This window comes from Stieleria varia (assembly GCF_038443385.1).
In the GTDB taxonomy this organism is placed as follows: domain Bacteria; phylum Planctomycetota; class Planctomycetia; order Pirellulales; family Pirellulaceae; genus Stieleria; species Stieleria varia.
This window is the reverse complement of the sequence record NZ_CP151726.1, coordinates 7,877,136-7,896,739: the sequence shown is the minus strand read 5'-3', so window position 1 is coordinate 7,896,739 and position 19,604 is coordinate 7,877,136. Positions and strand designations below refer to the sequence as shown.

At 56.3% G+C, this 19,604-nt stretch carries 14 protein-coding genes; 8 read left to right on the top strand and 6 right to left on the bottom strand.

The window, feature by feature from the left end; genetic code table 11:
• Window positions 1-365 precede the first annotated feature (365 nt).
• The gene (locus tag Pla52nx_RS26580; protein ID WP_146518925.1) at window positions 366-1,616 is read right to left on the bottom strand and encodes a 1-acyl-sn-glycerol-3-phosphate acyltransferase; all 1,251 of its coding nucleotides are present in this window, start codon (window positions 1,614-1,616) and stop codon (window positions 366-368) included.
• A 616-nt stretch (window positions 1,617-2,232) separates the two neighbouring features.
• The gene (locus Pla52nx_RS26575; RefSeq protein WP_146518924.1) at window positions 2,233-3,795 is read right to left on the bottom strand and encodes a serine/threonine protein kinase; all 1,563 of its coding nucleotides are present in this window, start codon (window positions 3,793-3,795) and stop codon (window positions 2,233-2,235) included.
• Between the two features lie 295 nt (window positions 3,796-4,090).
• Here Pla52nx_RS26575 and Pla52nx_RS26570 point away from each other — a divergent pair, with 295 nt between their 5' ends.
• From Pla52nx_RS26570 to Pla52nx_RS26545, 6 genes are all read left to right on the top strand, one after another.
• Window positions 4,091-6,085 carry an FAD-dependent oxidoreductase gene (locus Pla52nx_RS26570; RefSeq protein ID WP_146518923.1) on the top strand — a complete coding sequence of 665 codons (1,995 nt, stop codon included), beginning with the start codon at window positions 4,091-4,093 and terminating at the stop codon, window positions 6,083-6,085.
• 14 nt (window positions 6,086-6,099) lie between these two features.
• Entirely contained in the window at window positions 6,100-6,807 is a 708-nt protein-coding gene (locus Pla52nx_RS26565) for an NAD-binding protein (RefSeq protein WP_146518922.1), read from the top strand.
• A gap of 107 nt (window positions 6,808-6,914) precedes the next feature.
• Window positions 6,915-7,238 carry a FliM/FliN family flagellar motor switch protein gene (locus Pla52nx_RS26560; RefSeq protein ID WP_146518921.1) on the top strand — a complete coding sequence of 108 codons (324 nt, stop codon included), beginning with the start codon at window positions 6,915-6,917 and terminating at the stop codon, window positions 7,236-7,238.
• The gene (locus Pla52nx_RS26555; RefSeq protein WP_146518920.1) at window positions 7,238-7,834 is read left to right on the top strand and encodes a FliO/MopB family protein; all 597 of its coding nucleotides are present in this window, start codon (window positions 7,238-7,240) and stop codon (window positions 7,832-7,834) included. The genes Pla52nx_RS26560 and Pla52nx_RS26555 overlap by 1 nt, the downstream gene beginning before the upstream one ends.
• Window positions 7,835-7,980: 146 nt before the next feature.
• Window positions 7,981-8,385, top strand: a complete 405-nt coding sequence (locus Pla52nx_RS26550) for a hypothetical protein (RefSeq protein ID WP_146518919.1) — start codon at window positions 7,981-7,983, stop codon at window positions 8,383-8,385.
• Between the two features lie 257 nt (window positions 8,386-8,642).
• On the top strand, window positions 8,643-9,638 hold the full coding sequence (locus Pla52nx_RS26545) for a hypothetical protein (protein WP_146518918.1): 996 nt from the start codon (window positions 8,643-8,645) through the stop codon (window positions 9,636-9,638).
• A 435-nt stretch (window positions 9,639-10,073) separates the two neighbouring features.
• Here Pla52nx_RS26545 and Pla52nx_RS26540 read toward each other — a convergent pair whose 3' ends face one another.
• A complete protein-coding gene (locus Pla52nx_RS26540) occupies window positions 10,074-10,355 on the bottom strand; it encodes a hypothetical protein (RefSeq protein ID WP_231741810.1) in 282 nt (93 codons plus the stop codon).
• A 351-nt stretch (window positions 10,356-10,706) separates the two neighbouring features.
• Between Pla52nx_RS26540 and Pla52nx_RS26535 the strand changes: the two genes are divergently transcribed.
• Window positions 10,707-11,984: a DUF1559 domain-containing protein gene (locus Pla52nx_RS26535; RefSeq protein WP_146518916.1), complete on the top strand. Its 1,278-nt coding sequence runs from the start codon at window positions 10,707-10,709 to the stop codon at window positions 11,982-11,984.
• A 94-nt stretch (window positions 11,985-12,078) separates the two neighbouring features.
• On the opposite strand, the gene Pla52nx_RS26530 is transcribed toward Pla52nx_RS26535, so the two are convergent.
• On the bottom strand, window positions 12,079-13,188 hold the full coding sequence (locus tag Pla52nx_RS26530; protein ID WP_146518915.1) for a multiheme c-type cytochrome: 1,110 nt from the start codon (window positions 13,186-13,188) through the stop codon (window positions 12,079-12,081).
• A gap of 174 nt (window positions 13,189-13,362) precedes the next feature.
• Here Pla52nx_RS26530 and Pla52nx_RS26525 point away from each other — a divergent pair, with 174 nt between their 5' ends.
• Window positions 13,363-14,811 (top strand): tetratricopeptide repeat protein, encoded by a 1,449-nt coding sequence (locus Pla52nx_RS26525; RefSeq protein ID WP_197454363.1) that lies wholly within the window; start codon window positions 13,363-13,365, stop codon window positions 14,809-14,811.
• A 15-nt stretch (window positions 14,812-14,826) separates the two neighbouring features.
• Here Pla52nx_RS26525 and Pla52nx_RS26520 read toward each other — a convergent pair whose 3' ends face one another.
• Window positions 14,827-17,067 (bottom strand): site-2 protease family protein, encoded by a 2,241-nt coding sequence (locus Pla52nx_RS26520; protein WP_146518913.1) that lies wholly within the window; start codon window positions 17,065-17,067, stop codon window positions 14,827-14,829.
• A gap of 120 nt (window positions 17,068-17,187) precedes the next feature.
• Entirely contained in the window at window positions 17,188-19,248 is a 2,061-nt protein-coding gene (locus tag Pla52nx_RS26515; RefSeq protein WP_146518912.1) for an efflux RND transporter periplasmic adaptor subunit, read from the bottom strand.
• Window positions 19,249-19,604: the final 356 nt, after the last annotated feature.

The window sequence follows — 19,604 nt, the reverse complement described above, 5'->3', positions numbered from 1 at the left end:
AACCGAATGCTGGTGTTCGTTTTCGACTTGGAAAGTCGAACGACAATCGTCGCTCGACTTTCCAAGTCGATAGCGTGCCCTGTCGAGGGTTTTTCCGATTCCTAGCTCGGATTATTCATCAGTCGGAACGCGATAGCGTCCGGTTCCTGAGTATAGGTGCAAGAACCGGACGCTATCGCGTGGCGGCTGATATGCGCAGACTGCTTTCGTGCCAATCCGCACAAGCCGTTTCACGCAAACGTGTTGCGATGACCGTAGTGAGTCGCGTGAATAATCCGGGCTAGCGTTTGCTTGCGCTGACCGGCCCCTTCCTTCGCATTCTTTTGGGAGATATGTCAGCCTAGAAAGGCTGACGTACGTAACAGTCAGTCCGACCACTTTCGGGCTTCATGGCTCAGCTTGCCTACCAAGTTCGTCAGACGCTCACGCAGCTGTCCCATCAAGGGATCTTCCTCGCCTCGAGGTGCTCGCTCACTCGGTACCGGAATCGGTTCGCCGAATTCCACCACGGCTTTGAGCGGCAGTGACGCATCGGATTTACCGAACAGGGATTCTTGCATCAACTGGATCGATTCGACGATTCGAGTGTCCGTCACGACGTCCTTGCCCAAGTAGTCATCGGGCGTGGACAACTGCTCTTGTGCCAGGTCCGCGTCGTCGACGCAGGCAACCAGTTTCGAGCAAGGTGGCGACGGGTAATGCTCGGCAAAGTACTTGCTCGCAACGGCGGAGCGTATCTGGCGAACGCGATCGAGCACGCTTCGTTGCCACGTGTGAAGGTCTCCCGATGCAACATCACGATCACTCGGTTGGATCTGCAGCACGGACTCGCAATGGCTGAGCAAGTGTTGGATCAACACGGCACGTCGCTGCGATGTGTCGCCAGAACTGCTTTCGCCAAAGCAGCGGATCTCGTGCAGAGCCAGGATCGTTTCGGACAATCGAATCGTTCGCTTTGGGATGGAATTTTCTGGAGGATGTTTCCAGCCGAAGGAACGTTCGAGACGTGAGAGCTGATCTTTGGCCCAGTCGTCGATCTTGTCGATACAAAGGTATTTGATTCCGACGGGGAAGATCATCACATCGCCGCTACCTGATTTTGCGCGTCGTCGAGCCGCCGTGCGGGCGATGAACGAGACGCCATCGAGCAATGGAATGATCAGGTCGTTGGTGCGGCTGGTGGTCCCCTCAGGAAACAGCACCAGAGGACGCTTGGTGTCGACCAGGATATCAATGGCCGACTCCAACGCTTGTCGATCCGTTCCTTCCCGATGAATGCTGAAACCGCCCATTTTGCGAATCGCAAATCGGTCAAAAGCGCCTTCGTTGAACAAATGCCACGACGCCATCGCATGGACATGGATGCCCAGTTCGCGAGAAGGCCATCCGAGCACCAGCGGGTCCGCGTATCGGCAGTGATTGGGTGCCCACAGAATTCCGTCGCCACGTTGAGCGGATTGTCGAACACGATCCAGGTTTCGGCACTCGTAGCCCACCACGCCATCCTTGCGTTTGAGGTAGCGGTCGACGATTCGCAGTCGCTGAATCAGCCAGGGCCACAGAGGGTTTCGATCGGGTGGAACGAATTGGTAGGGTCGTTGGAAAACGACGGACATAGAGCCGCTTGCAGATGGGGGTCAAGAATGCGTCGAAAGCCGAGATTGTAGAGAGCCCGTCGATCGACGACCATGACGGTTTATTCGCGGGCTGGCAGTCGCCGGCAACGTTTGACATTTGCGCCGTGGCCGCAGGCGTGTTTGACCCGTAGCCGAAGGCGCAGGAGACGCTACCAACCGGATTGCCCCGCAGGGTCAAACGGGGCTAAAGTTGGACTGCTCAAAGTTTTGTGTTGACATTGTTTTTTCAGTCCATGTTTTCGTTCCATGCATCGCAATCAAAGTGAGCCTCAGGCGCTAGCCGTGGGCCGGCGCCACAATCCGCCTCAGGCGCTAGCCGTGGGCCGGCGCCACAATCCGCCTCAGGCCCACGGCTAGCGCCTGAGGCTCACTGGGGGAGGTCGGATCGAGCGAAGCAAGATCCGGGAGAGGGCCTACACTGGGCAAACCGTGTTCAAATGCCCAAAAGGTGCGTATTGCCCCCTCCCTCGCATTCGCCTAAACGGCTCTGCTCGACCTCCCCCAAGTTCCTTGGGGGAGGTGACAGTGGACAAGAAACGGCTTATAGAAAAACGCCGAAACATCAAGTCAACCCCAAGTTTTGAACAGCCGAGCGCTAGCCCGTGACTCGGGCCAGGAAGAAACCGATGGCCAGGGCGACGATGAAGAACGCAGTCAGCAAGGCGATCACCAGTCCGGTGTCCATGCCTTGTTTCTTTTGTCGACGACCGCTGCGGAGGTGAATGTCGGACTCGTCTCCCACGTGCACGCTGGAGCGTCCTTCGGAGGACTCCGGCCAAGACGATGTTGGACTGACGGGCGCGTTGTTCCTCACCTGACGGGCGATTCCACTTGACGGGCGGTACCCCGATTCTGCTTGCAAGTCCAGGAAGCTGTTGTCGAGTATCTCGATCTCACGTCGTTTGATCGACACCAGCTTTCCGCTATCGCTCGGGCTCAGTCCGTCACCCCTGAGCACTTTGGAGCGACTGCTGGCGAGCGTGTCGTTGTTTTTGTTGGACACGGTGTCGCCACCGCCGGTTTCTTTGCGCAGTTCGCTGTCGTCGAGCGAAATCGATGACGAGCCGATGTCATCAAAGGTCGGTTTGTCGCCCAGCCCGATGGCAACCTTTTCACCTTTGGGAACTTTGGCCACGTATCGTTCCAAAACTTCGGCGATGTCGGAGCCGGTTTGGTAACGGTAGGCGGGATCCTTTTGCATCATTTTCACACAAATGCCCTCGAGTTCGCCGGGGCAGTCGGCGCGAATCTGACGAATCGGTTTGGGCATCTCCGACTGATGCTTGGCAATTCGTTGCGCCAGGGTGCCTTCGTTGAACGGCGGTTGGCCGGTCAACAGAAAATACATGGTACAACCGAGCGCGTAGAGGTCGGCACGGTGGTCGACCGAATGACTGTTCAGTGCTTGTTCGGGCGCCAAATAGTCTGCGGTGCCCAGCACGTTTTCGTTGTTGGCGACGGTTAACGATTCATCATCGTTCGCGCCGACCAACGCCAGTCCCATGTCGAGCAATCGAACGACACCGTTCTGGTCGATCAACAAGTTGGCCGGTTTGACATCGCGGTGGATGACGCCTTTCTCATGTGCGTGTGCCAAACCCCGCGCGGCTTGAGCGATGGTGTCTGCCGCCGTCGATGGATCCAACGGCCCATCACGCTTGACCAACGCTTGCAAGTCCAGGCCGTCCACATACTCCATCACGATGTAGTGAACGTCACCTTCGTTGTCGATGTCGTAGGCCAACACAATGTTGGGGTGACTCAGCGATGCGATCGCTTTGGCTTCCAATTGAAAGCGAGCCAGGTAAGACGAATCCTTGACCCGTTTCTTTGGCAAGACCTTGATCGCGCGGCGATCGTGCAGCTTGGTGTGCTCGGCGAGGTACACGCTGCTCATGCCGCCGGTGCCGATGTGACCGAGCAGCTTGTACTTGCCCAGAAAGAAACCCTTGTACTTTCCATTGAGCAATTTCTCGAGATGCCACTCCGTCAGCAGGCCCTTTTTCTGAAAACATCGCGCCAGTGTTTTCGTTTCGGTGGGCAGTTCGCCGCCGTTGAGCTCTCGGACTTTCGAGACCAATCGCTCAGACTGCTTGGCATCCACCAAGCCGCTCTTTTCGACGATCTCAAGGAACTTTTCGGGCGTGAGCTTTGTCATGGGCTGCCGGCCGTGACCCCATGGATTTTGATGTGATGGAAAGGATCAGCAAGGGAAAAGGATATCAAGGTTGGCGCCACAAGTTAAGAATCCCTCAGTGAACCTGCTTCAATCCACCATATTAACCGCGTCAATCAACTCCGCTATCTTCCATTTTCGCGGTTGTGGCCAACATCAACAACCCAGAACGTCCTATTTGTGGGTCTGGAACGATATTGGCGGCTCGATAGGGCCTCGGACACCTCCAGCCCGATTGAACGCAGAATCATTCGATCAACGCACAAAAACTGGCCTCATGACCGTTACGGGAAAAAATACCGAATTCGACACGCCTTGGCCGACTCGTCTCGGGGTGATGGCCAAATACTGGTCTGCCGGTGCCGTCAAAACCCGCTTGGCCGCGGCCATCGGCTCCGCCAACGCAGCGGCTTTGCATCGTCTTTTCTGCCTTCATCTGGCCGATCAGCTTGGACAGTCCGGTGAGAGCCGGTGGTTTGTCGTCAGTCCGCCAGAGCGGCTGGCGGCGTTTCGGCAAGAACTGCCCGACACGTGGGAAACCTGTTTGCAAAGCGACGGTGACTTGGGGCACCGAATGATGACTTGGTTTCGGTCCCAAATGCAAGTTTCCCAGAGGCATGATGATGACGGGGGCTCAACCGCAACGTCCCGACGTGTGCCCAATCGGTGCATACTGATTGGTGCGGATTGTCCCACTTTGGATGCCGGTACGATTCAACTCGCGTTTGAACACTTGGCCACCCACGATGTCGTGTTGGGGCCGGCTCGCGACGGCGGTTACTACTTGATCGGTTTCTCGGGACAGTGGTCACCAAGGTATGAATCCTTGATGCAGGAAATGCCGTGGAGCAGTGATCAAGTGTTCGACGAAACGGTGAAACGCGTTCGCGCCGCGGAGCTTTCTCTGGCCTTGCTGCCCACGATGGAAGACATCGACACCATCACCGAACTACAAAACCTGCAAACCCAACTGAGCAAACATGCCCCAAATACTCCTGCCCCAAATGCTTCCCTGCATCCACTGCTGCAAAAGATTGACGACGTGATGACGACGACGAACCACGAGCCCCGTTTCCAGTCTGACGTGACGATTGTTGGTGGGGGGGTGATCGGACTGGCGATCGCTTGGGAACTGGCCCAGCGGTCCGTTGAAGTGACTGTACTGGACGCCGGGCGTCTGGGACGCGGCACGTCATGGGCCGGCGCCGGGATCCTGCCGCCCGCACGCTTGGACACCGCCTCAGACCCCATCGATCGTTTGCGTGGTCTGAGCCATCAGTTGTTTCCTCGCTGGGCAGAGAAACTGCGGCAGCAGACGGGCATCGATATCCAATTGCTGCGTTGTGGCGGTTGGTATCTCGCCGACACCCCCGGTGAGATCGGCGCGATGGTCGGCATGACCCAATACTGGCACGACTTGGGAATCGAGTGCGATCGCCGCTCGTTGGCAGAACTCGTCAAGTGCGAGCCCAACCTGGCGAGCTGGGCTGCGAATCATTCTGGTGCCAGCAACATTGGTGCTGGTGAATCCGCTGCCGCCTGGTGGGTTCCCGACGAGTACCAAATTCGCACCCCCGATTACACGCGTGCTCTGGTCGCTGCATGCCGATCACTTGGTGTGCAATTTCGCGAGTTCCATCGTGTGGACGATGTACTCAGTGCAAGCGGTTCTGTCGAATTGCTGGGGACCTGTGGCGAGCCTACCAAGGCTGGTCCGGCGACAAGCCGATTTCGCTGTGACAGTCACCGCGTCATTCTCTGTGGCGGCGTCGGACTCGGACGCATCGCGGGTCAACTGCGTCTGTCGCAAAGCATCGTGCCTGTGCGGGGACAAGTCTTGCAATTGAAAAGCGAGCATCCTCCTTTTCGCAGCGTGATCAACTTGGGCAACCGATATTTTGTCCCTCGCGTCGATGGGTTGACGTTGGTGGGCTCCAACGAGGAGGAAGTCGGATTGCAGCACGGGACGACTCCGGCCGGCCTTGCCCAATTGCGGGACTTCATCCGCAAGTTCGCCCCTGCGCTCGACGACGCGGTGGAATTCCGAGCATGGTCCGGCTTGCGTCCCATGACCTTCGACGGCTTTCCCATGATCGGTCCGGTGCCCGATCAGCCTGGCGTTTTTGTCGCCGCCGGACACTATCGTAGTGGTATCCATCTCTCGCCGGGCACTGCAGTCGTAATGGCTGATTTGATCACCGGTTGCCAGAACAGCCTCGATCTGGATGCTTTCCGGATCGGCAAGCAACAGCAACAACCCTCTCCTGTCTGATCACGTTCTCGATCATGAATCATCCCTTTGTTTTGGAGCCCCCCGGCTCGATCGCAGTCATCGGTGCCGGACCGCTCGGCATCGAAGCCGCTTTGTACGGCCGCTACCTCGGCTACGACGTCACCGTGATCGAAGCCCACCGAGTCGGATACTCGATGTACCAACGGCGAGAGGAGCCGTTGCCGATGATGCCCGATCGATGCCTCACGCCGCTTGCGATCTCCGCACTCAACGCCCAACGTGGCGATAATGCTCCGATGACGCTGCCCGTGACGATCGGTCAGTGGATCAACAACGCCCTGCTGCCCCTGACTCAATCGGACTTGCTCAGCGATCGAGTTCGCGAGGGCTGTGTGGTGACCGCAATGGACTGGGTTCCCGTGCCGGAACAACCGTCAAATGAAACGAACGAAGAAACGGGCGAGGAGGATGATGACGAAGAACCACCGCCGGATTTTCGTTTGACGTTTAAACGTGATGACGGCACCACGGAGACGTTGGATGTGGAAGCCGTCATCGTGGCGACGGGCGAGTCCGACGAAATCTCGCGTTCGTTTTCTCTGCCGGCCGTCTTTCATTTTGAACTCGGCCGATCCGGCGCCCCGTCTGCCAAGGTCGATCCAGAGCGAGACCTCCACGTCGGTTGGAAAGAAATCGTCCAGATCTACTCGCAGCTTGCCGACCGAGAACAACTGGATTTGTACCGTCCCTTGCGCGGATAGTTTGATCATAGCGTTTTGCTAGCACACGAATTGGACTTGATCAGTCGAGCAAATTTCAGGAAACGTTATCTTCCCATACCGACGTTTCCCCCCCTTTCGATTTTGTCATGGATCATCTCACCACCGGAGCACGTGCGTCTGTGCGTCCTTTCGTCTTGGATGAGTTGACGCCCTGCGAGCCGACATCACCAGAGCTGGACTCACCCAGATCACGGGATGCGGCCGACACCGTTCGGATCGTATTGGGACGCACACGCCTGAGGTGCAGCGATGCGTTGAGGTTGACGTCTGGATCCGTGATCGAGCTTGACTGCGGGGCTGACGAGCCGCTGGAGATATTCGTCGGCGACGAGCTGAGTGCCTTGGGCGAGCTCGTGTGGGTGGATAATGAATTGAAGCTACGAATCACACAACGAGTGAAAGCAGCCTGATGAGATTTTGCCACCGACCGCTCGGTTATTGCGTCGCCGCAGCGATGCTGTTGGTCACGATGATGCCCGCTTCAGGTCAAGGTTTCTATCAAGTCCCCGAGTCGGATACTGTTGCCACACAAGCCGATTTGGCATCGGCCCCCACGCAGCGACCGCGCCCGCTTGCTGCAGATGGTTTCCCGACGCTGCGGCCGGCCGATGCGTCGGAGGCCCCTGCCGAAATCGAATCCAAATCAATCCTTGCCGGACCCTTGATCAGTACGGTCAGCAGTCTAGTGGTCGTGTTGGGGCTATTTGCCGGGTTGGTTTGGATCTCTCGGCGCTACGGCGGAAACCAAGCGATGTCAAAAATCGCACCGGGATCCGTGGTTCAGCATTTGGGCAGCACTCAGATCGACGCAGCAACAAAGATCTTGTTGCTGAAATGCGGAGGAAAGATTTTGGTGGTCGCCCAAACGCAAGCAGGAGTTCAACCACTCTGCGAAATCACCGATCCGGCGGAAGTCGCCAAGTTGGCCGAGCAATGCTTGGGCACGACGAACGCCGAAGCCAACCGGACTCAAACCTCCCAAAGACCATCTCTTGCATACGCGTAGCAGCGAGCGTTTGCAAACTATCTTGCGGCGCTGTTCCAGCATTGAATGCACGTCAATTGCAACGGCCTTCTATCGGCAATGTACGACTCATCAGCGAATGACGCACCATTCGTCAGAAATACCCCTAAGCTCGGAAGCCTTGTACCATGAAGTCAAGATCCAGCCTCGCGATTGCGGCAGGAATCATCTCCGCATTGTTTGCCGGAGTGCTACTATCACTTTCTGCGTTTCTCGCCCTGACCGAATCGACTGCGGGGAGCCCGCTTTCCTTCGCATTAATGAGCGTGTTTCCGATGCTCGTCGCACTGGCCTGCCTGGGTCAGAAATGGCGTACTGTTGCGCTGCGAATGGTTGGGGGAGTCACCGCCCTCGTCGTCGGTTGGATTCTGATTCAGTCGTACATCAATCCTGAAATCAAAGTTGGACGCACGGGGCGAGGTCTTTATGTCGCGATGTGCGTGGGTGCGATTTCGATTGCAGCAAAGGGACGTTGGCCGTCGTCGAATCCTCAAGCAGATCCAGACAGCGTCGGCGCCGAATCTGGAACTTGAGTTCGCTCGTACTGACGTTGACCAAGTTGCTGCGAACGGAAATCTTTGACATTCAGCCAAAAAACGTCGAGAATGGCTGGGCGAAGATACAAACGAAAACTCTTGTGTGAACAGGTAACTGTTCTCCTACGTTTGAACGCTGTGAGTCAACGATGATCCAACCCATGAAACGCAAGTCGGTAAGCCGGTGCGTTGTCGCTATCGCCATCTGTCTGCTTTTTTTCGCTGGATGCGGCAGACATGTCGAATCGCGGCCGATGGAGATTGATAAAGCTGGGATTCCGCAAATCGACTCGCTCCTAACGACGCTCAAGTCTGTCGTGCAGGCTGCTCGCGAAGGACGTCTTGAGTCGATGAACTCTGGAGACGATTCGTTGACGAGTCTTGTGACGCGAACGGTGATGCGACGAGACGGTTTCTCAGACGCTATCGCGAAGCGGAAAGACGGCGAGCCGCGTGTGCTATTCGCTCAACGTCAACTACGAGTCTCGCTCAAGCAAATCGAGAAATTCGACAGATACAATGTGCACACCGCGACCTTGGTCCAACGGATCGGGCACCGCAGCGAGAGTCACGACGAGAGTCGCCCAGAAAGTCACCGTGAGGAACGCTGGGTCTTGGTGTCGACCAGCGTGTTCAAGCCGCTTGAGGATTTTCTGGAGTTCGGCCACCCTTATGAAGGCGACGATCTGGACGAGATCGCGAGGGTGATTTCAAACAGTAAGTTGCCGCCGCCAGAGATGTCGATGTTCGCATTCGATGAGGCCGGCGGTAACTTGAGTTTTCCCTTTGAGTTGCCCGAGGAATGGGACGGCAAAGTCCTGGAGGCTCGGGAGTCATGGGGGCTGGCAATCGAATTGCCAACTCAATATGACGATCCGAACGAGATCGGGGTGGTCTTGTTCAGCAATTACTCGTCAGGACGGGAAAAAGACTCCGGCGGCTATTGGCAAAGCAGAGGCAATTTGATCAGAAACCGTTGTTTCATCAATCCGGATCTTGGTCCCATCTTGAATGCTGATGGGTATCAAGCTGCGAGCCAGGAAACCAGCAACCTGATTCGCAATCTGTTCCGCGTTGGTGACATTACCCAGACATGCCAGAAACTGGCCACGGCAGACGACAACGAAACGGCGTTGCCCTACATGGACGCTGCTCGGTTGTGCGCGATCCATCGTCCCGACAGCGAAGATCAGATCGTTGAGTTAGCGAGAACGATCGATCCGGAATTCAAATTCGATGAAGCATATTGATGTTGTCGAAACTCTGCAGCGAAACGTTTTCGCACTGAGTGTATCGCACCCATTCCGGCCCACGACTTTGGACGGCCCACGGTAAATGAATCAAGAAAATCCATTTGCAAAATAGTCTGCCGGCACTTGCACTTGCACTTGCACTTGCAATGCAAACCTTCTTGGTGCTCGCGGTCTGTTGATTGAGTGAGCCTCAGGCGCTAGCCGTGGGCCTGAGGCGGATTGTGGTGCCGGCCCACGGCTAGCGCCTGAGGCTCACTTTGATTGCGATGCATGGAACGAAATCAACGCCGAAACATCAAGTCAACGCCAAATTTTGATCAGCCCAGTCAAAAGATGACGCCGGCGTATTGCCGCTGTTGGACTTGGTCGACCATGCGGATCGAACGATCCGCCAAGGTGTGCGAGCACTGCTTGCGCAGCGTCAACTGAATCTCAATCATCAACGACTTTCTTAACGCTGCGTTTCTTGGCGCAACGCGACGTGTTAGACTGCTGTGATTCACGTTCTTTCAATTCGGACCGGTAAAAAGGAAAAAAAATGAGAAAAATTTCTTTACTGCTCATGACGGCCAGTTGCTGTTTTGTCCTGTCGTTCTCTGGCTGCGGCAGCAGCGGGAACACGGTCGTGGAAGCGCCTCCGGAAGTGGTTGAAGACCAGCCCGCGATGGAGGGCATGACCGATGAGGAGTACAACAAGGCGATGGAAGCTGACATGAGGCAATGAGCAGGGTTCTGGCGTGAAATCGCCTCATGACGGCGATTTTTGACAAAAAGACGTGGTCCGAGCACTCTGATCCCGTCTGCAGCTTCAGTAGCACGGCCTAATCTGCATCTCAGGGTGCAGTATTTGGCGGGTCTTTTTATCGTCCGGCTTTCCGCTGGGCGCTCGTGCATGGCGGCCTTCTGTCAGGCCAGGATGTCATTGCGTGGTGGCGTGCAGGGGCTCGTGAAATCGCAATGGCGTCGCATGTCACCTTTCGACGACTTAGTGGAATCTTCAGCGACAATCTGATAGCCTCGTGGCTGTTGTTTTTTTCTTGTCCTCCTCTATAGAAGGGGTTTCACATGACTACGTCACGTAGGAACGTAGCGAGCGGTTTCACGTTGGTGGAGCTGTTGGTGGTGATTGCGATCATCGGAATTTTGGTTGGCTTATTGTTGCCAGCCGTGCAGGCGGCGCGTGAAGCAGCGCGACGCATGAGTTGCAGTAATAATTTCAAGCAGATTGGTTTGGCGATTCAAAATTATCATTCCAATTACAAGCAGTTGCCCACACACGGTTGTGGTACGGGCATCGGGCTGCAGAGTCCCAATTGGTGGCAGACGGGCAATGATGCCAGTCACGAAGCTTTGAGTGCACACGTTCCCATGCTTCCGTTCATGGAACAGCAAGGGTTATGGGAACAGATCTCCAACCCCAGTACCCAAACGGTTACCGGTGCTGCTCCGCCTGCGACCACGGGTTTGACGGGGCCGGCTCGTTGGCCGGCAATGGGACCAAATCCGCGGAACTTTTCTCGCAACCCGGGGTACGTTCCCTGGGCGACTGAAATTCCGACCTTGCGTTGTCCCAGTGATCCCGGCGTCGGTTTGCCAGGTTTGGGACGAACCAACTACGCAGTGTGTTTGGGTGATGCTCCTGGTACTTGGCACAACAATTTCAAAACGGGTGACTTGCGGCCAAACAACGCTGGCAACGTAGAGAACTTCAATGCCGTTGCGCGTGGCGTCTTCATGGTCAGAAAGGAGAGCAAGTTCCGTGACATCTTGGACGGTTTGTCCAACACAATTGCCATGGGTGAGATCCCGTCGGACTTGGGCGACCGCGATATTCGTACGGCTGCATCGTGGGAGCAAGATGGTACTAACGATGTCAGCGATAGTCCTTCCTATTGCGCCGACCTTGGTCAAATCAGTCCGACGAAGCCGACGAAGTGGTGTGCTGCCGGTGAAGCGGGCTGTACGGCGCCCGTCCAGCTCTATACCAGTCAGCACGATGGTCGAGGGATGAGTTGGGCGAATTTCCGCTACACGACCACCGGCATGTTCACGATCTTGCCGCCCAACAGCGAGCTATGCATCGGTGTGTGGGTTGATTCGGCGGGCACCATGCCAGCCGGTAGTCGGCACCAGGGTGGTGCTCATGTTCTGATGGCCGACGGAGCGGTGATTTTCATGTCGGATTCCGTGGAGGCTGGTGATCGCCGCGCAGGAGCGGTTCGGCGTAACGCACCTGGTAACCCTCCAGGTCGAGTGCCCGGTGCACCAAGCCCTTATGGATTGTGGGGGTCACTCGGTACCAAGGCGAGTAGCGAAGTCATCCAGGAGTCGTTGAACCAGTAAGACACGACCATTTTGATGATGGTGTATCTGACGGTATACAAAGCCCTGTCCTCTGCGCAACGGAGGGCGGGGTTTTTTTGTTGCCCGCATGTGATCAAGGTTCGATGACACGTATCCAGTGATCGTGAAAGATGATTCCACCGTCCAACTCAATGGCTGGCATGTGGCACTCGATACAGCCAGACTCAGATTCAACGGGGCAACTGGCGTGCGTCGTTGATTCAGGCTGGTGGCATTTCAAGCAATTTTGGATATGAGATTCCGCCGGCATCTCGGCGATCGTGCGGTGTGGGTTGTGGCACGTGGTGCATCGCAGTTGCAGGTCAGACTCCAGGTAACAGCGACTTCTCAACATTCCGACCGGTTGGAAACGGGTCAATAGATCGGGATACTCTCGGAGTTCCTTTTCACTAAGACTGCGTGGTAAACGGTGGCAGTCACCACAAAGTTGCAGCTCAGCCTCGGCATCCCACTCGTCTTTTCCCACGGAGTAAGCGGGCGGTTTGGTGTTGGATCTTGCCAGTCGGATATGTTCGCTTCCCGGACCGTGGCATTTTTCGCAGTTCACATTCGGGACGAGATCCACGATGGATTCTCCGACAATCTTGGCGCTGGTGGTATGGCAGTAGACGCACCTTTCCAGTGGTTCTCCGTGAACCGAATAGCCAAAGTACTCAAGCGGGCTACGAGGAAGCATCTGGGAGTGTCCCGGAGTGAGTCCAAGGCGATCGCCAGGGTAACGACTGACTCGATGTTCGATGCCTTCGGTTCGGCCGTTTTCGCCGGGAGCAAGTGTGAGAATGGTTTGAGCATTTTGTCCCGATCCGAGCACGTATTGCAGCGGGAATGGAGAGTCACCGAACTGCGACTTCAGCGTTGCAAACAGCCTCTGCTTGCTACCTGAGTCATATTGGTAAGTCCCGTGGCTTTCGCCAGAGTCAAAGCTTTTGCCGGCAAACAGTGAGACCAAGTCCGATGTTTCAGCGCGTTGAAATGTCGAAGCGTGTCCATGCTTGGAATGCAACGCGTGGTTTTCGGCGTGGCACTCGCGACAGGTGTCACGGCCCACGAATGTCGGTTGGCTCTCTGGTTGCGAGGCGATCGGCCCGTCGTTTTCTTTGCCTGAGGGTCGAGGGGCATATTGCGCGGCCACAACCAGGATTGCAAATGCGAACACTGCAGTCACGCCTTGGGCACAATTCATGGGGTGCTCCGGTGAATAAAAAATGAAGGGACCAACCCACCGAGGTTGTTGGGGGAATGTCACTTACTGCGATATAATGACACGGCCAGCGAGCGTCAGTGCACAAAACATACGATTGCCTTGATGCACAGTTCTGTTGCGTATCTCTGGGGCATATCTTACAGGAGAACTGGATTGATTGACCAAAACCAACTCTTTATCCGTTGGCGAGCCATCTTTTCTTACTGTGTCGTTGCGTTCGTCGTTGCGTTTGTCGTTGGATGCTCTCAGCAGGGAGCCTCTCCTGCGGTGTCTGAAATTGCGTCTGCGAATTCACTCTCTGAAAAGACACCGAATGTGTCAACAGACTCAGCGTCCGGGGCAGGTAGCAGCGATTTTGCCTCTGATGCGAACGTGCTCCTGGAGCCACCGACAACGGGACTCGCAGAACCTGTCGTGGAACCTGATCCCGCAGGATTGCACATGGATGGACTGTTGGCGTTGCAGCGAGGGGATGTGCAGGTCGCTTATGAAAAAGCCCGTCAAGCGATGCGACTGAGACCAGACGATCCTCAAGTGATTTTCTTGATGGCGATGGTGCTGGGCAAACGCAATCGTTTTCCCGAAGCGATCAAGATGCTCGATGAACTGGCGGAAACGACACCGTCTCTGCGTTTGCCCGTGATGGGGCAGACAGCAGAGTGGATGGTACAGTCTGGGCAGTGGCAGGAGGCCGAGCGTCGTTACCGCAAAGTCATGGTGGCTGTGCCTGAGTCGGTTCAAGTCCATCGCAACTTGGCGGGTTTACTGTCGCGGCAAGGTCATCGCATCAATGCGGCTGAACACCTGGCTTCGCTTTGCGAGTTGGGCGATGTGACAGAAGAAGAATTGCGATTTCTGTTGATGATCGCATTTCCTTTTCCCGGTGATGCAGATGAGATTGATCCAATCGGCGTGCTCGGAGCGTCACGTTGCGATCTCGCGTCAGGTGCGTGGCAGAGTGTACGTGAACGCCTTGAGTCGCATAATGAGATTGACGCTGTTGAATCCGCATTGCTCGGTCGAACACTAGCCAATTTGAATGATCTTGATGCGTTGGAGGCTTGGGTGGCCAACGCAGCGGATTCCGATGAGGGGCACCCAGATGCTTGGTTTGCCAGGGGAGTCTTCGCAGCCAACCAGGGGGAACATGATCGTGCCGTCCGATGCTTTTGTGAATCCGTCCTGCTTGATCAGACCGATCACCAAGCGTACCTCATGTTGGGGCAGTCGCTCGCTGAGTTGGGGGCAAACGAGGACGCGGAAAGAGTCTTGCATCGGTCCAGCTTGATTGAACGAACTCAAGTGCTGGGGGCCAAGATGGCATCTACCGAATTGCGTGAGGATGCCGCGTTGACGGAGTTGATCGGTTTGCTGAATCAGTTACATCGACCGTTGGAGGCATTGGGATGGCGCGGAGTGCAGATTGGTTATTCGCAAGGCAATTCGTCCACGACGGATTCGGACACGCAACGCATCCTGGAGGAAATTGTCGTTGGACGATCCAAAGTACTGAGCGAGGGTCACGCACGCCCATCCCGAGAATTCATTCTCTGCGGCATCGATGTGGATTCACTGCCGCAAGATGAGTCCAACGACCTCTGAGCGAACATCGTGTGTTCAGCGAAACCGCAGTAAGCGGTTTAGGAAACGGGTGATGCGTCCGGCGAGGGAGACTGGAGTTGCGGTGACTCGTGCGGATGTGGCCGCGCCGGTCACCAACGTTGCTTTGGTGGGATTCAACTCAACGCGCACGACGTAGGATGTCGTCACCGGTTGGGTTCGCGCAATGGCATCGGGATTGTCACGACGATGAGCATTATCATTTGCCGACCACTGTTTGCGAGAAACATCGGTGACTTGTCCCGTGATCACGATCTCGGGCATCGACTCCAGCACCATGGAAACCTCGTTGCCCACCGCGATTCGATCGACTTGCGTTTGATTCATGACCAACTCAGCGTCCCAGGAGTCGTTTTCCGCGACGCTCATCAGTTCCGTTCCCGTTTCCAGGAAACAATCTTGGTTCTCAGGTCCCGTCGGTTCGCCCGACCAACTGACCAATTGCGCCGCAATCTCGGTGTCCGTCACCGGTGGCATGTCACGACGCGGCGCGGCGAGCAGGGTACCCGCAACAGGTGACTTGATCGATAGCGCTTCGACCCGACGACGGCGTGTCGCGAGTTGAGATTCCAAATCTGCCAGCAACGACTCGGCCGCAGGCAGTTGATTGGCGGACTCGGGATCCTCGACTTGACTGAGTTTGAGCGCCGCGACCAGCTCCCGTTGTGTTTCGTAGCGTCCCTGAGTTTGCAGCAACTGCAGTCGCACATCAGGATTCTCCAGGATCGCCACCACATCGTCTTTCTCGACCCGATCGCCGGGTTGGGCGACCAACTTTTGCAGGTGTCCGGCGGACGCGACATAGATCGACGTCTCCGTCCTGGGGATCACTCGTCCCGTTGCGGATTCGCCTGCGGGGAACTTGATGAATGCGGCGACCATCAACAAAGCCAGAACACCGGCACTGAGCAGAAAACGTTTCATTCGAATCAACCTTCGACGTGCCGGATTTCGCAAGAAAGTCAGCGGCTGTCGCAATAAGGTAAAGATCAAGCCGCCCGCCGCAAAGACACACAGGATGCGTCCCACGGATTCCAAACGGTAGGGCCTGAGAATCAAAGACAAGAACCATAAAATTGCCAAGGTCAAAAACCATCGATACGCGGTGGCGGAAACCGCATAGCTGGTCATCCAGAATCGTTCCAAGCGGCTATAGATTTCGCCGCTGGGTTCGTCGACGCCGAAGAACCAACGACTGATGTTGCCAGCCAACAGCTTGCGTGATCGCTCTCCTAGGTTTGGCACATCGCACAAATCCGACAGGACGTAGTAGCCGTCGTAACGCAGCAACGGGTTTGCGTTGAAGAGAATGGTACTGACGCCACAGACCAGCATCACGTTCATTGCGATGTAGTGCGGGAGACCAGGACCGGTCGACGCCCAAAGAAATGTTGCCAACGCGGCCAAGATGACTTCGGTTCCAATCCCGGCCAGTCCGACCGCCGCGCGTTGCCAGCGGCTGGGCAGCATCCATGAATCGGATGTGTCGCAATACAACGCGGGCGTGAACACGAGCAGCATCGGGCCGATTTGATGGCACTCGCCACCGAAACGTTTGCACATCAGAGCGTGTCCCAATTCATGCAGCACCTTGGTTCCACCGATCACAGCGGCCAGGATCAGCACTGAATCAAGACGGATCCATTGGCTCATCGCAGGAAACTCAAGTTGGAACCGATCCCAGTGCACGACAAAGGTGATCGCAGCGATCACGCACAGCACCAATGCGATCGCCGAACCGACCAATCCCATCGCCGGTCGAACCAGTGGGTAAAGTCGTTTCAAGAATGGCTCCGGATCGACTCCGGGAAAGCGAATGAACAGGATGCCAGAAAGGTGCTGCATCCATTCTTGTCGTCGCTGCGTCGCGCGGCGGTCCGCAAGCCGGTCTCCTTGCTCAGCAGCGTCTGACACCGTCAAACCGCTTTGGTGAAATCGAAACAAGAGTTGATTCAACTCAGCAAGTTTTACCTTCTGAGGTGCCCAGCGTTTTTCGTAGGCGTCTCGAATCTGGGTCAAGGAGCGTGTGCCGTCGAGCAATTCCAAGACAAAGTATTCATCGGGGCGCATGCGGTGGTAACGCATCGCGATGGGATCTTTGACGACTACAGCGGACTCATGTTTGTGCTTGGTCGCGACCACCACCAGATCACGCCGGCAACGCACACGTAATGCATCGCTGCTGCCGGTTCTGGCGGCAGGGTTGCGGCGTGGAGCGGGGATAGGCAGGAAGGGCATGATTGTACGTCAGCCTTTCCAAGCTGACATGGGATTGGTACGTCAGCCTGGAAAGGCTGACATGGGTTGATGTGTCAGCCTGGAAAGGCTGACGTACGGGTTCAGACTGGAGACGTCACGTTAGCGAAAGTAGAACAGCACGTTGCGATTGACGAAATCGAATACATCGCCGAACCAACTTCGCAGCACCGTTCGTTTGCCACAGGCGATCTTTGCGGTCACGTCGGCCCCGACACGTGCACCGTCGGCGGAGAATGACGCTTGGGCGTAGTCAATGCTTTCGTCGTCGGTCTCGATGACTGCAGCAGTGGCGTCCACAACGTTTTCACCGTCGTCGGCCATGCGTGCTGCGGTCGAAATCGTTTCCAGCCTGGCGGCATAAGTTGAATCGGGCTGTGTCGCAACAGCGAACCGCACGTTCAGAGACGCGGATTCACGGAAAGATTCCAGCACCGGTCCGGCATCTTGATCGGGTACCTTTAATCGCAGCGACCAGGGTCCGTTGTGATCGACCACACTGACCAGCAGGTTGCCTCGTGAAACCGGACGGTCAGACAACTGTCGCTCAAGCTGCCAACCGGCGATCGTGCCATCGATCGGGCTGCGAACGATCAGTTGTTCTTGCTGTTGTCGCACCAATTCCTGCTGTGCGTTTAGGTTGCTCAGTTCACTAGCAAGTTGCCGTTCTTCGATCGCCAGTCGGTTGCTTTGATTGGGATCGGCCGCCATGCTCAAACGCAACGATTGAACGGATGCTAGGCGACGGGTGGCGGTTTGGATCTCGCCAGCAAGGTTTTCCGCACGCGTTTCCAGGTCCGCGTTTTCCAATCGAAACAACCGGTCGCCGACCGAGACCACGTCCCCGTCTGCGACGAAGATTTCCTTGACGATCCCATCGACTTGCGCGAACACTTGACGTTGCGACGCTGGCACCAGGGTCCCGCTGGCAATGACTTCATGCTCGATTTGAATCACGAGCGATGCGATCAATGCCGTCATGAGTAACAGTGATGCAAGCACGGCGAACGCCATGCGTTTGCCGGCCAGCAGTGTGCCCAGGAGCTTCCACAATCTGAGCCCGAACACCTTGTGGTGCTCCATCGAGTTTCGGATCGCAAAGGTCGCTTCGCGATTGATCGTACGCATCGCGGGTGTGATCGCGGTCGGGGCTTCGCCCGAAAAGTACTCCAGGAAAACCAACGCCAGGATTTCTTGATCGTGGTGACCGAAGTCTTCCCCTGCAGAGTCCGGTGAGTCGGTGTCGTTTGCATCCGATGGGCGATGGAGCGGCAGCATGATGGTCGACAGCACGCCGGTCTCGTCCAAGTATTCGTCCAGCGGTTGTTGGATCTGCGGGGGCAGGGGGTCGACGCCGGGCATGATCAGCGGTCGTTCCATCACGGCGCTACGGACTGCGAGACTTTCCAAGGCGGTGACCGAATTGCTGCGTCGATCAACCACCGAGACGCCGCTGACCGCGCGGACTCGATAGCGTCGTCCGGTTCGAAATAAAACAGACACGCGGTCACAGCCGATCAGGCGTCGCGTCTCATTGGCGATTCGATACGCGGTCGCATTAAGATCCAAATCGCGATGGAACCACTGCAGCGAGTGGCGATGTCCAAGCGAAGTTGCTGCGTTGTCGTTGGGAGCCTGTGATTTGGATGCCGCCGTCGTGGCGGACCTTCCTGCGGGTAGGTCCGCCAGCACGTCACGGCTGGAGTTTGCGTATTCGCTGAGTCGTTTCAGGTCTTGCACCTGACGCGTCGCGGTGGGTCTTTCCTCGGCATCGTAAAGTAACAGTAAAGCGGACTGCTCCGGCGTCCCTGTGATCTCGACCCGTAATCCGCGAGCGTGATTGTCACCATTGCGACAAGGAACGTCACAGGCAATCGGCAGCTGTGTTGCCGATCTCAGCAAGCCACCGATCGCATTCTGGTTGATTCGCTGGGCCACAGCAGGATCCGAAACAAGCATCATGGGGGCGGTCCACTCATGGGACGCCACCGCCACCAGCTCCACTGCGAACGATTCTGAAAGTTCCGTCGCCAATAGCTTTAGGAACTCTGAGCGATCGGATGCTTGATCGGCAAACCGAATCACTCGCTGGTGAATGGATTGCTCAAGCGATGATTTCGCGCCAACCGAGGATTCATTGGTGTCGGTAGCAGACGTGGTCACGGAGTTGCCGCTTTGATCGTTAGAGCTTGGGTGTGTAACTCGGAGCAAATCTTGGCAAACGACGAGCCGAGGGATGGCCTCTAGCGGTCATTCGTCTTCGCTATCCCAGGCTAATCTGACCGTCGATCTGGCCAAGCAAAGAGTCGGCAGCCGAGGAGAGTCACGGGCAGCGAAGTGCCGATTGGGAGAATTGATCGGATTTCCTGGACCGCAGCGAGCCCCGAGAATTCCCTTTCCAGGTGCCTGTTTCCATATGGTGCTGATCAGCAGATCCCCCGATCAGGCTCAACGAGTTTAAGTGGGGAAAGGGCTTGGGGCAAATCATTCCAGATGGAATTGCGGAGGTAGCAACAAAA

Coding starts and splice junctions, on each gene's coding strand:
- Pla52nx_RS26520 (WP_146518913.1), bottom strand. CDS start 17,067: ATGCCCTTCCTGCCTATCCCCGCTCCACGCCGCAACCCTGCCGCCAGA.
- Pla52nx_RS26530 (WP_146518915.1), bottom strand. CDS start 13,188: ATGAATTGTGCCCAAGGCGTGACTGCAGTGTTCGCATTTGCAATCCTG.
- Pla52nx_RS26555 (WP_146518920.1), top strand. CDS start 7,238: ATGAGATTTTGCCACCGACCGCTCGGTTATTGCGTCGCCGCAGCGATG.
- Pla52nx_RS26560 (WP_146518921.1), top strand. CDS start 6,915: ATGGATCATCTCACCACCGGAGCACGTGCGTCTGTGCGTCCTTTCGTC.
- Pla52nx_RS26550 (WP_146518919.1), top strand. CDS start 7,981: ATGAAGTCAAGATCCAGCCTCGCGATTGCGGCAGGAATCATCTCCGCA.
- Pla52nx_RS26545 (WP_146518918.1), top strand. CDS start 8,643: ATGGAGATTGATAAAGCTGGGATTCCGCAAATCGACTCGCTCCTAACG.
- Pla52nx_RS26565 (WP_146518922.1), top strand. CDS start 6,100: ATGAATCATCCCTTTGTTTTGGAGCCCCCCGGCTCGATCGCAGTCATC.
- Pla52nx_RS26540 (WP_231741810.1), bottom strand. CDS start 10,355: ATGTCAGCTTCCATCGCCTTGTTGTACTCCTCATCGGTCATGCCCTCC.
- Pla52nx_RS26535 (WP_146518916.1), top strand. CDS start 10,707: ATGACTACGTCACGTAGGAACGTAGCGAGCGGTTTCACGTTGGTGGAG.
- Pla52nx_RS26575 (WP_146518924.1), bottom strand. CDS start 3,795: ATGACAAAGCTCACGCCCGAAAAGTTCCTTGAGATCGTCGAAAAGAGC.
- Pla52nx_RS26570 (WP_146518923.1), top strand. CDS start 4,091: ATGACCGTTACGGGAAAAAATACCGAATTCGACACGCCTTGGCCGACT.
- Pla52nx_RS26580 (WP_146518925.1), bottom strand. CDS start 1,616: ATGTCCGTCGTTTTCCAACGACCCTACCAATTCGTTCCACCCGATCGA.